Source organism: Lactococcus nasutitermitis, from assembly GCF_018403765.1.
In the GTDB taxonomy this organism is placed as follows: Bacteria; Bacillota; Bacilli; order Lactobacillales; family Streptococcaceae; genus Lactococcus; species Lactococcus nasutitermitis.
This window is the reverse complement of the sequence record NZ_BOVQ01000007.1, coordinates 104923-119586: the sequence shown is the minus strand read 5'-3', so window position 1 is coordinate 119586 and position 14664 is coordinate 104923. Positions and strand designations below refer to the sequence as shown.

Genomic DNA, 14664 nt, shown 5'->3' with positions numbered 1-14664 from the left:
CTAGTACATTCATCTTCTCTACATTGGATTTACCTCAACTATTTGTTCCTATTTATTATATCAAAAAATAACTTATTTTATAGATTTCTCTTAGTTTTCTAATAAAAAAGCTTTGCCAGACGACAAAACTTTTTTATATCTTATAAAGTAGCTGTTTTTTTGTATTCAGCCGCTTCTTCTTCTGTAGAAAATACAAAATGACCAGGTAAAATTTCTCGCATTTCACGCACTTGCCCATCTGTTTCTGCTGTCGGATCATATACAATAGGTGTCCGTTGACGCTCAAAAATAGGGTCAGGTGACGGAATAGAACTTAACAAAGATTTTGTATAAGGATGAATGGAGTGATTATAAACTTGGTCTGCACTACCAATTTCCAAAATCTTACCCCAGTGCATAACTCCAATACGGTCAGAAATATATTTAACCATCGACAAATCATGGGCGATGAATAAATAAGTTAATCCTTCTTTTTTCTGGATATCTTTCATCAAATTGACAACTTGCGCTTGAATAGAAACATCTAACGCTGAAATAGGTTCATCAGCAACGATGAATTTTGGACGCACTGCCAAGGCACGAGCAATTCCAATACGTTGACGTTGTCCTCCAGAAAACTCATGTGGATAACGTGTCAAATGGTCATGATTTAACCCAACAAGTTTTAATAAATCCTCTACTTGTTTTGTACGGTCATCCGCATCTTTTGCCAAACCATTAACATCAATTCCTTCAGCAACAATATCCTTAACACGCATCCGACCATTCAAGGAAGCTTGAGGGTCTTGGAAAATCATTTGTGCTTCTGCACGAAATTCCTTTAATTCTTCCCCTTTAAGCTTGATGACATCTTTACCATCAAACAAAATTTCACCACTATCAATATCTTTGTCATAGAGTTTTAAGATAGCTCGACCAATCGTTGTTTTACCTGAGCCAGATTCTCCAACAAGACCAAATGTCTCTCCCTCATAGATATCAAAGGAAACATTGTTGATTGCTTTATTGGCATTGCGTTTTCCTTTATTAAATATTAAATCAATATTTTTTAGCTCAACAAGTTTTTTTCTTTCTTCTACCATTTATTCAGCCTCCCCCTTTAACATTTGACTCCAGCGTTCCCAACGCGCTTTTATCTTCTCAGATGGCTCAACTTTAGGTGCCCGTGAATCAAGGAGCCAAGTTTTTGCATAATGGGTAGGAGAAACTTCAAAATAAGGTGGTTCCTCTTCAAAATCAATATCAAGCGCATATTTGTTACGTGCTGCAAAAGCATCCCCTTTAGGAGGATTTAACAAATCAGGAGGTGTTCCTGGAATTGAAACTAAACGGTCAGCATCAGAGTCAACTGTAGGCATAGAATCTAAAAGTCCCCATGTATATGGATGTTGTGGATTATAAAAAATTTCTTCAACTGTTCCATATTCTACAATCTCACCTGCATACATAACCGCAACTTTATCAGCAAAACCTGCAACAACTCCCAAATCGTGGGTAATGAAAATAATAGATGATTCAATACGTTGTTGTAACTCAGACATCATGTGCATAATTTGTGCTTGAATAGTAACATCAAGCGCCGTTGTTGGTTCATCAGCGATTAGTATCTCTGGGTCTCCAGCAAGTGCAATCGCAATAACCGCACGTTGACGCATTCCTCCAGACCATTGATGAGGATAATCCTTGATATGCTTTTCAGCATCTGGAATTCCTACTTGTTTCATCAATTCCAAAGCACGTGCAAGTGCTTCTTTTTTCTTCATCCCCTTATGTTTAATCAAAGGTTCTGCAATTTGTTTCCCAATTTGCATTGTTGGGTCCAAAGAAGTCATGGGATCTTGGAAAATCATAGAAATTTCATTTCCGCGAAGTTTTTGCCATTCTGCTTCTGTATTTTTTAGTAAATCTTTTCCTTTATAGAGAAGTTGACCTTCTGGAATTTCTGCATTTGAAGCATTTAAGCCCATCAATGTTTTAGTCGTTACTGACTTACCTGAACCAGATTCTCCTACAATAGCTATTGTTTGACCTTTATCCAAGTCAAACGAAACATTACGGATAGCTTTTACTTGCCCAGCATAAGTTTTAAAATTTACGTGTAGATTTTTTACTTCTAATATTTTTTCAGCCATTTCTCAGTCCTCACTAGATTTAGGGTCAAATGCGTCACGCAATCCATAACCAAACAGGAAGAATGAAAGTGACAACAAACACAGTACAACAGCAGGAACCGCTAATTGGAATGGGTAAAATTGAAGACTTGAAATACCATCAGAAATCAAAGAACCAAGTGATGATGTTGGAGGTTTAACTCCAAGGTTAATCGCCGACAAAGTTGCTTCAGCAAAGATGACAGACGGAATATCAAACATAATTTGTACAATGATAACTCCAAGCATATTAGGCAATAAATGACGAATCATGATACGGAATGTGCTTTCACCTAAAGTACGCGAAGCCAAAATAAATTCACGTTCTTTCCAGCTCAATGTCAGATTACGCACTTGTCTAGCAATACCTGTCCAAATAAACATACCTATTGCCAAAATAATTGATAAAACTCCTTGTCCAAAGAGCATTCCAAGCATTGTAACAATAACAAGATAAGGAATTGAGGAGATAATCTCAATAATACGTTGCATGATATTATCTACTCTACCACCTATCCAGCCTGAAATCAAACCGTAGGTGATACCGATAAATATGTCAAACAAAATAGCTGAAAAAGCAATCAAAAGTGAGATACGTAGCCCAACAACAGTACGTTTTGCAAGAGAACGTCCCAAACTATCTGTTCCTAAAATAAATGATGTATCTTTTGGAACTTTTTGAACTTTATAAATATTTGTTGCATCTGTATTCCCAGGAGATGTAAAGTTGCCATCCCAGCCTGGAATACCTACATTTCCAAGTTTTGGTGGCAAATTTTTATAAACTTGCACCTTATTTGGATTAAAATTATTAGCAGATTTTTGTGGTACAATCACGATTGAAACCAGTGCAAATAGAATTGTAAAAATAACGACAACCATTGCTACAACTGCTACTTTATTTTTCTTAAATCGACGCCAAGCATCTTGCCAAAAAGTAAGAGCAGGTTTAGAAATCAATTCCATATCGTGGGTATCTTTTGTTCCCACGAGAGTAAACTTATTATTTATATTTTCCATTTTCTACTCTCCTCTCTAGTCTAACCTTACACGTGGATCAACGAATGCCGTAATGATATCTGTAATAAGAATCATAGCCATAAGCATGACTGCATAAACTATCGTTGTTCCCATGATAACAGGGAAGTCTTTTGATGGAATAGAATTGACAAATTGTTGTCCAATACCTGGAATACTAAAGATTGATTCGATAAGAACTGAACCAGTCAGCAAAGCAGCTGTCATTGGACCAATCAATGTCAACATAGGAATCATAGAATTACGCAATGCGTGTTTCCAAAGAACTTCCTTACTTGACAAACCTTTCGCACGTGCCAAAAGTATATAATCTGAATTCAAAGATTCAATCATTTCAGAACGAACAAATGCAGTTACTTGCGCCATTGAAGCAAGGGATAGTGCAATCGCTGGCATAACAGAAGTGCCACTCATAAATCCATCCCAGCCAGTAACTGGCAAAACTTGTAAGGTATATCCGAATATCAAAAGCAGAACAGTACCTACAACAAATGATGGAACTGAGAATGAAAATGTTGAGATAAGACTCAAAATGTTATCAACCCATGTGTTTCTGTAACGAGCAGAAAGAACACCAAAAACTACACCAAAAACAATGGCAATAATCATGGCTTCAAGTCCAAGTTCAGCAGAAACTGGAAGACGTTGTCCAATCATCATACTTACAGGTTGATTGGTATAAGTGAATGATGTTCCAAAATTACCAGTAAATGCGTGCCCCAAATAAATGAGGTATTGCACATAAAGTGGTTTATCCAAACCATAACTGTGCATCAATACTTGAAGTTGGCTTGGAGACAATTTAGGATTGTTGAAAGGTGTTCCTGGCATTACCTGCATCAAGAAAAAAGTTGCCGTAACCACTAAGAAAAGTGTCAGTACCATCAACAAAACACGTTTCAAAATATATTTTGCTAGCATAAATAAATTTCCTTATAAAAACACGAAAAAGTAGGTACCTTTTTTGGTCCTTGCTTCTTCGCCTGTTTAATCTCTATTTTTTATTTTTTAATATAAACTGATTTAAGATCATAATTTAAACCAGTACCATGGAATGTCAAACCTTTAAGGTCTGGATTTTTGAGTGATGGTGTTGTACGGAAATATACAGGATTGAAGCTTGATTCTTCATACAATGCTTTTTCAGCATCTTTATAATCTGCATTACGTGCTGCATCATCTAATACGTCTGGTAATGTGGCAGCTTTATTAAACGCAGCAACGTAAGCTGGGTTATTAACTTTACCATCATTTTGACCAGATGTAGGTAAGAAGAGATTCAAGAATGTAGATGGTTCTGCATAATCTCCGCCCCAAAGTGTAAGTACCATGTCAAAGTTTTGAGTTTGTGAATCCTTCAATCGTTGTTGGAATGGTACAATTTTTTCTGTGATTGTCAAGCCTGGTAAAGCTTTAGCCAATGAAGTTTGAAGATAATCAGCTGTTTGTTTAGCAACAGGTTTGTCAGCATCAGTAGTATAAGTAAGATTAACTTTTGTTGCACCGATTTCTTTCAGACCTTTTGTCCAAAGTTCTTTTGCTTTCGCAACATCATATGTATAAGGTTGTGCTGCATATTTAGAGAAGTCTTCGCCAGTTGATGTCTTCGCCATATTTGCAGGAACAAATCCTGTAGCAGGTGTTGAACCTGGATAGAATTGACTTACAATATCTTTACGATTCGTAGCAAGATTGATTGCTTCACGAATATCTTGATTTTGAAGTGCTTTAGCAGCTGTTGGATTAGAAGTTCCTTTACCTGATTGGTTATATTCAATGTAGGCTGTCGTTGCTTCTTTCAATGGTACATAATCTTTACCACCATTGTAGTCTTTATTTGCTGCATATAAATCTGGAGATGCAATAGGTGTTTCATCAAGTTTACCAGATTTGTATAATTGAACTGCTGTATTAGGGTTCTTGACAACTTGGAAATCAATTTCTTTAGATTTTACATCTTTTTTATCATAGTAGTTAGGGTTTTTAACTAATGAGAATGATTCATTTGTACCAGTCCAGCCAGCATTTTTCTTAAAGATAAATGGTCCAGAATAAACTGTTTTGGCTGATGATGTTCCATATTGTTTACCATATTTATCTACTGCTGCTTTTTGAACAGGGTAGAATACAGGTTCAGCAAGTAAGAACTTGAAGTATGGAACTGGTTGTGTCAATGTAACAGTGATTACATTTCCCTTAGCAACTGCCCCCAATTGGTTAAGGTCTTTGATTTTTCCAGAATTGATTTCAGCTGCATTTTTGATATGTCCAGCATCTGAAAGGAGATAAGCATAAGCAGAACCAGTTGCAGGATTGATTGCACGTTGCCAAGCATAAATGAAGTCTTTGGCTGTAAGAGATGAACCGTCTGACCATTTCAAACCATCTCGAAGTGTAATCGTATAAGTCAAGCCATCAGATGACTCTTTAATACTTTTTGCAAAAGCATTTACAGCTACGTTTTTATTGTTAACGCGTGTAAGTCCTTCTTGTGTATTCCCTGTGATTTCACCTGAATATGTATCTGTCAACGTTGCAGAATCAAGTGTTGAGATATCAGTTGTTAATTCTAACTGCGGATTTCTTGATGAAGATGATTTTGAACCTCCACAAGCTGCGAGAACAGCTACAGAAACTAATGCTACAGTTCCTAAGCCTACTTTTTTCCAAGTTTTCATGAAATTTCCCTCTTTCATTTAACATCTTTCTGAATGTGATATTGTCAGAAAATTTATTATATTGCTTATTATACTTAATTAGAACCAAAATGTAAAGTGAAATGACGTTTATATTTTCTAACTTAGGGTTAAAAATTTTTTAACTCTAATTCGCTACATTTTACTTGTTTATTAGTTTTATTAAGTATCTTAATAATTTTCGAATTTATTCTATAGTTGTCTGAAAATTCGATATGTTTATTATTTTATCAGTTCAAGTTAAGTTTGTCAAGGGCTTACAATTTTTTTTATAGTTATTTTTGTTTCATTTTATGGAATTTGTTTTCACAAAAAAAAACGTAGTATTTACTACGCTTCGTGCTTAATTATTTAAGATATGCCGTTTTCAAATCATATGCTAAACCTGTAGAATGGAATTGCAGTCCTTTGACATCTGGATTCATCAAAGCAGGATTTGCTTGAAAATCAACTGGGTTGATATATGAACCTTTATAAAGAGTATCTTCTAATGTTTTATAATCTGCATCTGTTTTAGCTTGACTTAACACATCTGGAGTGGTTGTCGCAGCTTTAAAGGCTGAATCATATGTTTTACTTGAGAACTTACCATCATTATATGATTGACCTGCCGTAAAGAGTTGAAGGAAGGTAGATGGTTCTGCATAATCTCCGCCCCAACCTGACAATACCATATCAAATGTTCCATTTTGTGCATCTTTTAGACGTTGTTGGAAAGGAACAAGTTTTAGATTTATTGTCAAGCCGGGTAAAGTTGATTCGTATGAAGTTTGGAGATAATTTGCGGTGACTTTAGATGCTGCTAAATCTGTCGCTGCTTCTAAACTTAATGTCACTTTAGAAAGTCCTGTTTCTTTTAAGCCTTTTTCCCAGAGTTCTTTTGCTTTTGCTGCATCATATGTATAATCTTGTTTTGCATAATCTGCAAAATCTTCTCCAGATGACGTCTTACTCATACCAACTGGTGTAAAGCTTGTTGCTGGTGTTGAATCAGGAAGTGCAGTTTGAATGATTGCTTTACGATTTGTAGCAAGATTGAGTGCTTCACGAATATCTTGATTTGCTAATGCTTTTTGAGCATCTGCGCTTGAGGCATTTTTGCCTGATTGATTGTATTCGATATAGTCAGTACGCGCTTGTTTGAAAACTGTAAATCCTTTTTCTCCTTTGTTTGCTTCAATCAAGTCAGTTGTTGGGAGTAATGTGAAGTCTAATTTCTTTTGTTTGTAAAGTTGTGCGCCAGTATTGGCATTTGAGATAACTTGAAAATCAATTTCTTTGGATTTTACGGCTGATTTGTCGTAATAATCTGGGTTTGCGTAAATACTAAATGTCTTATTTGTACCTGTCCAGCTTTTAGTTGATTTAAATTCAAACGGGCCATCATAAACCATTTTATCTGATGTTGTTCCAAACTGTTTTCCGTATTTTTCGACAACTTTTTGGTCAAGCGGATAATAAACGGGTTCAGAAAGTAGGAATTTGAAATAAGGTGTTGGTTGAGCAAGCGTAACTGTAAATTGTGTTGCACTATTTGCCTTTATCCCTAATGTATCCACTGATTTTTTGCCTGCTGTAATATCGTTGGCATTAGCGACTGCTCCCATGAGATAAGCATATTCGGAGCCTGTTTTTGGATTTACTGCACGTTGCCAAGAGTAAACAAAATCTTTGGCAGTGAGTTTATCGCCGTTTGACCATTTGAGGTTTGGTTTGAGTGTAATCGTATAAGTAAGTCCATCCGGTGAAACTTTTATTGACTTTGCAAGAGCAAGAGCTGCATCGCCTTTCGGATTGACGCGCGTAGCACCTTCTTCAACATTTCCAATAACATCATAAGAATATTGGTCGGTAACGATTGTAGAATCAAGTGTATCAATATCTGTTGGAATTGAGAATTGGATATTCTTTTGAGTTGCAGATTTGCTTCCACAAGCAGCTAAGAGTGCTACTGATGCTAATGAAATGAGCGATAAAGCGACAATTTTTTCTTTTTTCATATTGTTTGTTCCTCTATTAAGTAAACATATTATATAAACTCTCATTATTTTTTAATTTTCAGAAAATTTATTATGTTTGATATTTTACTCTTAATTCCATACTTTGTCAAGCTATAATATATTTATCTGAATTTATTATTTTTATTTTGTTTAGCAAAAAACACTTCATAAGAAATGCTTTTTTTGTTGATTTATTCTTTTTCTAGTGTTTCTATAATGCTTGATAATTTCATACCGTTTGAGCCTTTAACTAATAGTTGATCATTCGGTTCTAGGTCTGATTTGATTGACTCTGTTAAGCTCTCAAGTTTGTCAAAATAAGCTACTGCTGGGTTGTCTGATACTTTTTTATAGAGATTTTCCATGAGAGGGCCATAGAGATAGAGCCTGTCTAGTTTTTCAAAGTTGATGACTGTTGCGATGTCTGCATGAAGCTCTGGCGAAGTCTCTCCGAGCTCTAACATATCTGCAAGAATGGCAAGTTTTCTTCCTTTTTTATTTTTGGGGATACTTTGGAAAGTTTCCAAGATAAGCTTCATTGCTGTGGGATTTGCATTATAAACATCACTGAGAATATCAGCTCCGTTGCTCGCCTTTTTCCACTCTGTCCGGTTACGTGTGAGTTCTACGTGAGCGAGAGCTTCTTTGATTTCTTTTTCGGAAATGTTAAATTTCGTCCCAACATAGGCGGCAAGCATTGCATTTGTCGCGTTAAATTTGCCGGGCGCTGGAATTGTGAGTGTTTTTTCCAAAAAGTTGGTGTTGAAAGTGAGATAATCTTTATGTTCGACAAGTTGGGTGATATAAATATCTTCATCTGCACCAAAACGCGTGATTTTTTGATTTTCTGGAATATAGGGATTGATAATCGGATCTGCTGGAGCAATGAGTTCTCCATGAAGTCCTGCTATAATGCCCATTTTGCCCTCGGCAATCCGCTCGCGGCTCCCCATAAACTCAAGATGAGCTTCGCCAATCAGGGTGATGAGGGCAAGGCTTGGTTGCGCGAGTTTTGAGAGAAAATGAATGTCTCCGAAATGGTCCATTCCCATCTCGAGGACGAGTTTTTCTGTATCTTCGGGCATATGAAGAATGGTATAAGGCAAACCAATCTCATTGTTGTGATTGCCTTGCGTTTTGTAGGTACGGAACTTTTGCGCGAGGACAGCCGCAATCATATCTTTAGTGGTTGTCTTTCCATTGCTTCCTGTGACTGCAATAACAGGAACTTTCATTTTTTCGAGATAATAGGCAGCTAATTTTTGGAAAGCTTTTAAATTGTCCTCAACTAAGAAATGAGCTTGGGGAATTTCATGTTCAGAAAATGTTGCTATTGCCCCTTTTTGAAAGGCTGTTTCAATAAACTCGTGACCATCGCGAGCGCCTTTTAGAGGGAGAAAAATGTCTCCTTGCTGGATGAGACGGCTGTCAAATTCAATCTGGTGGATATTTTCTTTTGACAGTTCTGTCAAATTATTTTTAGCACCGACGACACGGGCAATTTCTTCTAATGTGAGTTTCATAATGGTTCTATTATAACACATTCCGTAGAGTGACGATATTTCGCTCTATGGAATGCTAATGAGGTAGCTAGGAAGACCACTTATAGTGGCTTCCGTCTGACCGTTGACGCTTTAGCGGCTTACGGGCGGCAGTGATACTTATAACAAAAATACCCTCTAACGGGTATTTTTTTATTGTCATTTTTTTGACAGTTTTGTCAAAAAATATTTAGGTTTAAAGGAGATGTTTTTCACGTGTTTCAAATGCGGATTGAGCAAGTTCTACTAGTTTTTCAATCAAATCTGAATATTTCAAGCCCATGTTTGCCCAGAGAGATGGGTACATTGACCATTGTGTAAAGCCTGGAATGGCATTTATTTCGTTGAGGTAGAATTTATTGTCCGCTGTTACAAAGAAATCGCAACGTGATAAACCTGTTCCATTGACTGATTTGTAAGCTTTAATCGCGTAATTTTGAATTTCTTGTTGCAAGTCTGGGGAAATTACTGCGGGAATTGCCATTTCAATTTTATTATCAATATATTTTGAATTATAATCATAAAACGCAACATCTTTGACGACTTCCCCTGGCAATGTGGCTGAAACTTCGCCATTATTTCCAAGGACTGCACATTCGATTTCACGCGCATCAACACCTTGTTCTACGACGACACGGCTGTCATATTTGAATGCTTCTTTCAAACCTGCTTGAAGTTCTGAGGGGCTTCCAACTTTAGTGATACCAACGCTTGAACCCATATTTGCTGGTTTTACAAATACTGGAAATTGTAATTTTTCAGCGATTTCTTGCTCTGCTGCTTGGAGATTGTCATCGGAAAAGACGGCAACATACGGAACTTGTGGGACACCAACTGTTTCAAAAACAAGCTTGGCTAATAGTTTGTCCATTGTACTTGCAGCTGCCAAAATATTAGGTCCAATATACGCCAAGCGCAAAATTTCCAAAAATCCTTGAATAGAGCCATCTTCTCCCATTGGCCCGTGAAGCACAGGGAAGACAACTGCATCTTTTTCATAAATGTCAGAAGCTTTGACAATCTTGTCAAAATCAATCGTTGCATTGGTCATGAGTTTTTCATTTTCGGCTGGCTTTTCGTCAAAAATTTGTGTTTTGACAAAATCTCCAGACTTTGTGATGAAATAAGTTTTAACAGTAAATTTTTCATAATTGACAGCGCGCATCACACTCTCAGCTGACAGCACTGAAACTTCACGTTCTGCTGAACGTCCACCATATAATAAAATCAAAGTTTGTTTAGACATTTTTTCTCCTAATGTTTTTCACATAAAAACTTCATAATAAATATTTTGACAGTTCTGTCAAAGTATTTTTTTCTTCTCAACATTTTTGACAACTCTATCAAAAAATATTTTTACAATTCCAAACGATTTTCCACAGCTTTTGACAGAGTAATCTCGTCTGCGTACTCAATGTCAGAGCCAACAGCAAGCCCGCGCGCAAGTCGAGTGACTTTAATTCCTGCCGGTTTTATCATTCGTGCCAAATACATAGCTGTCGCTTCACCATCCGAAGTTGCATTCGTCGCAATGATAACCTCCGTCACGGTCGTATCTGACAAACGTTGAATCAGCGATTTAATGTTAATCTCATCTGGACTAATCCCATTCATCGGGCTAATCGTACCGTGCAAAACATGATAAAGTCCACGATATTCCCGAATTTTCTCCATCGCAAGCACATCTTTTGGCTCCTCAACCACCAAAATCATGGACTTATCACGCGAATTATCCGTGCAAATCTCGCAAGGGTCTTTCTCAGTCAAATTGCCACAAATCGAGCAAAATCGTAAATCTCTTTTTGCCGAAAGTAAATTTTTAGCAAATTCATTAACATCTTGGTCGTCCATAGCAATCGTATGGAAAGCCAATCGTGTCGCTGTTTTTTGCCCAATTCCTGGTAATTTTGAAAAACTTTCAATCAATTTGGCAATAGGTTCTGGATAATACATTTTTCTCGTTTCTTAATTAAGATAATCAACTTATTTTACTATATTTTCCCCAAAATTGAAAGAACAAAAAATGCAATAAAGCGAACTTTATTGCATGAGATTTTTTATTTAAATTTATACATCTGTTGATAAAGATTAACAATGCTCGTTGTAATAAGCTGGTTAGCATCCGTTCCTGAATCAACATTGGGTTCGGTATTATTAGGGATAACTACTCCAATCGCGATTTGTGGATTTTCTGATGGTGCGTAAGCCACAACATTATTTGCCGTTAAATCTGCTATCGTTCCATTAGGAAGTCTTACTTCATTTTCGGAAGTCCCTGTTTTGGCTGAAATAGAAATTTGAGTATTAGCTGCTTGTCCCATTTTCCCACCAGTTGTATATGCGTCTGTACCATGCACCACTTCATACATTCCCTGCTGGAGAACGTTCAGATTAGCGGGTGTAATGTTCACTGTATCCATCGTTTTAGGTTGAATTGTTTTGACAAGTTGCCCAATTCCACCTGTACTATTGCTATCATAAATCCCTTGTACAATATGTGGTGAAATGCGTTTCCCATTATTGGCTATTGTTGCTCCATAAACAGCTAGTTGAAGCGGTGTATAGTTATCATACTGCCCAAAAGATTCAAGCAACAGATTGGCTATCGTTGTACCTGAATAATTTGTTGGATTTACAATACCTGTAGATTCTCCAGGAATATCAAAACCTGTTGAGGTTCCCAAACCATAACTTGCGTAAGCTTTACGTAATTCATCATAAACTTTCACTCTATTAGTAGTAGAGAGAGTCATATTAGGTATATAAGGTTCTCCTAGCATCTTTAATGCCACTTGAATCATATAAGTATTTGAAGAATATTCTAAAGCTTGTACCGCCGTGATTGGCAACGGTGATGGGCTTCCCCACCAAGAAGTATATTTTGTTCCAGGTAAAACAATCGCTTGGTCATCCTGCACCTGATTACCAGAAATTGCTCCTGCATCCCAACCAGCGGTTAAGGTTCCCATTTTCACGACAGAACCTGGTGTAAAGGCACTTTGGAAAGTTCCATTTGTATCAGAGCTAATCTCGCCAGTTTTCGGGTCACGACTGAAACCTGATAGTGCAAGAACTGCTCCCGTTTTACTATCTAACACAACCGCATAAGCACCTGTATTATAATCTCCGTGTCCGGTAGCAATCAGATTATCCAACTGTGACTTGACAATATTATCAACGCCTTCTTGGAAAGCTAGATTTATAGTGAGTTTGAGGTCATCTCCTTGCTTTCCTTTTTGAGTAACTTTTGTCCCTGTCACATTGCCACTTTTATCAATCTCAACTTTACTGATTTGATGCGTTCCTTGAAGATATTGGTCGTAACCTTGCTCAATGAAACCAACACCAACTCGGTCGTTGCGCTGATAACCTTTTTTCAGGTAAGTATCAAGCATATCTGCGGGAATTCCTTGTTTTTGCGATGTAACATTTCCCAAAATATTAGTCAAAGAATTTTGAGAATCAGTACGTGTCCAACTTGTTGCCACTGAAATTCCTGGCAAACTTCCTTCTTGTTCTGCAATCGTCGCCTGCTGTTCTGCGGTAATATTTCCTGTCGCAATCGTTGTCGTATTAAATACAGAAGTGCTATTCATTTCTTTAAAAAGTTTCGCAGCAAAAAGTTGCTGGTCATTAAAAGCAATATCATTATCTGTCACCTTTTTAACTTCAATAGCATAAGTTGCACTCGCATCAAGTTCGTTCCCATCTTTATCTGTTGTTTCCGCTTTTGTTAAGCTATTTGCAATCTTATCCAGATTTTTTTGATCTGCGAGATAATAGTCAATCTTATCACGTTTTGTCAATGTTCCTGCATCAATAGTTATCGAAAGTACTGTTGAGAGTTTATCTGCAACGGCGCGCATTTCTGGCGCTGTTGCATTTTGCCCACGTGTAAAATCAACGGCTTCTTCTGGTGTCGTGACAGCTAATGGTTTTCCTGTCGCATCATATATATTCCCACGAGGAGCACCTGTGATAATTTTTACATTTGATGCCGTTCCTGCATTTTTTTGTGCATAATAGCTCGGATGCAAAATTTGCATATAATAAAGTCTGCCAATCAGAACAACGAATAAGGCAAAAATCACGAAAAACAAAATGTTTATCCGTGCTGGTATGGAATGAACTGGATTTTTTAGTATTTTCTTAGAACCAGAACCTGTTGTTCTGTGCAATCCTTTATCTTTTTCTGTTGTTTGATTATTTCTGCTTTTTCTTGATTCTGACATTTGCTCTCCGACACTTTATTTCACATAGAATTTTATACTTTAACATTTTACCACAAACAGGAAAATTTTTCCTTACAATTTTTATATATTTTTAGTTTATCTGAGGCTTGCGTTTTTAACAACTGATATGCACGTTTTTTTTAAATAAAAACTGAATTTCCAAACGAAAATTCAGTTTTTATTTGTATAAAGGAATTATTTTCCAAGGTAATATTTATCAACAACGTTGAGATTTTCATCAAAATCATAAACAAGTGGTGGGAAGTTTGGAATTTCAACACCAACGATTTCGTCATCGCCAAGTCCTTCGATTTGTTTTACAAGTGCGCGGATTGAATTACCATGTGCGCCTACAAAGACGTTTTTACCATCTTTCAAAGCTGGAGCAATCTCATCTTCCCAGAATGGAAGTGCGCGTTCCAAAGTAACTTTGAGGTTTTCTGCATCTGGTACAAGGCTATCTTGCAATGCAGCATAGCGACGGTCGCCGTGTGCGCTGTTTTCGTCATCGCGCGCCATTGCAGGTGGCAAAACATCATAGCTACGACGCCAAGTGTGCACTTGGTCATCTCCGTATTTTACAGCAGCATCAGCTTTGTTCAAACCAGTCAAACCACCGTAGTGACGTTCGTTCAAGCGCCATGATTTAACAACTGGTACCCAAAGTTGGTCGCTATATTCAAGAGCGAGGTTTGTTGTTTTGATAGCACGTTTCAATACAGATGTGTAGGCGATATCAAACTCAATTCCTGCTTCTTTGATGAGCTTTCCAGCGTCAATCGCTTGTTGTGTGCCTTCTTCTGATAAGTCAACGTCTGCCCAACCTGTGAAAAGATTTGCAAGGTTCCATTCAGATTGACCGTGACGTGCGAATACTAATTTTACCATTGAATTGGTCTCCTATGTTCATTTTTTTACAAGACTTATTTTACTACAAATTTGTCTTTTTTTCTAGTTTTGATGTTATACATACAAATGCTATATCATTTCTATTTTTCATATTCAAA

11 protein-coding genes are annotated in these 14664 nt (G+C 36.9%); all 11 read right to left on the bottom strand.

Annotated elements, in window-relative coordinates; translation table 11 throughout:
- Positions 1–140 precede the first annotated feature (140 nt).
- Positions 141–1082, bottom strand: a complete 942-nt coding sequence (locus KJS36_RS08800) for an ABC transporter ATP-binding protein (protein WP_213536551.1) — start codon at positions 1080–1082, stop codon at positions 141–143.
- Positions 1083–2132: an ABC transporter ATP-binding protein gene (locus tag KJS36_RS08795; protein ID WP_213536550.1), complete on the bottom strand. Its 1050-nt coding sequence runs from the start codon at positions 2130–2132 to the stop codon at positions 1083–1085.
- 3 nt (positions 2133–2135) lie between these two features.
- Positions 2136–3170: an ABC transporter permease gene (locus KJS36_RS08790; protein WP_213536549.1), complete on the bottom strand. Its 1035-nt coding sequence runs from the start codon at positions 3168–3170 to the stop codon at positions 2136–2138.
- Positions 3171–3185: 15 nt separating this feature from the next.
- On the bottom strand, positions 3186–4109 hold the full coding sequence (locus tag KJS36_RS08785) for an ABC transporter permease (protein WP_213536548.1): 924 nt from the start codon (positions 4107–4109) through the stop codon (positions 3186–3188).
- An 80-nt stretch (positions 4110–4189) separates the two neighbouring features.
- Positions 4190–5866 carry a peptide ABC transporter substrate-binding protein gene (locus KJS36_RS08780; protein ID WP_213536547.1) on the bottom strand — a complete coding sequence of 559 codons (1677 nt, stop codon included), beginning with the start codon at positions 5864–5866 and terminating at the stop codon, positions 4190–4192.
- 365 nt (positions 5867–6231) lie between these two features.
- A complete protein-coding gene (locus KJS36_RS08775; protein WP_213536546.1) occupies positions 6232–7884 on the bottom strand; it encodes a peptide ABC transporter substrate-binding protein in 1653 nt (550 codons plus the stop codon).
- A gap of 191 nt (positions 7885–8075) precedes the next feature.
- On the bottom strand, positions 8076–9407 hold the full coding sequence (locus KJS36_RS08770) for a UDP-N-acetylmuramoyl-tripeptide--D-alanyl-D-alanine ligase (RefSeq protein ID WP_213536545.1): 1332 nt from the start codon (positions 9405–9407) through the stop codon (positions 8076–8078).
- Positions 9408–9621: 214 nt separating this feature from the next.
- On the bottom strand, positions 9622–10671 hold the full coding sequence (locus KJS36_RS08765; protein ID WP_213536544.1) for a D-alanine--D-alanine ligase: 1050 nt from the start codon (positions 10669–10671) through the stop codon (positions 9622–9624).
- 110 nt (positions 10672–10781) lie between these two features.
- Positions 10782–11378 carry a recombination mediator RecR gene (gene recR, locus KJS36_RS08760; RefSeq protein ID WP_213536543.1) on the bottom strand — a complete coding sequence of 199 codons (597 nt, stop codon included), beginning with the start codon at positions 11376–11378 and terminating at the stop codon, positions 10782–10784.
- A gap of 104 nt (positions 11379–11482) precedes the next feature.
- Entirely contained in the window at positions 11483–13657 is a 2175-nt protein-coding gene (locus KJS36_RS08755) for a penicillin-binding transpeptidase domain-containing protein (protein ID WP_213536542.1), read from the bottom strand.
- A 195-nt stretch (positions 13658–13852) separates the two neighbouring features.
- Complete coding sequence (locus KJS36_RS08750) at positions 13853–14545, bottom strand: phosphoglycerate mutase (protein WP_213536541.1); 693 nt, start codon at positions 14543–14545, stop codon at positions 13853–13855.
- Positions 14546–14664 lie beyond the last annotated feature (119 nt).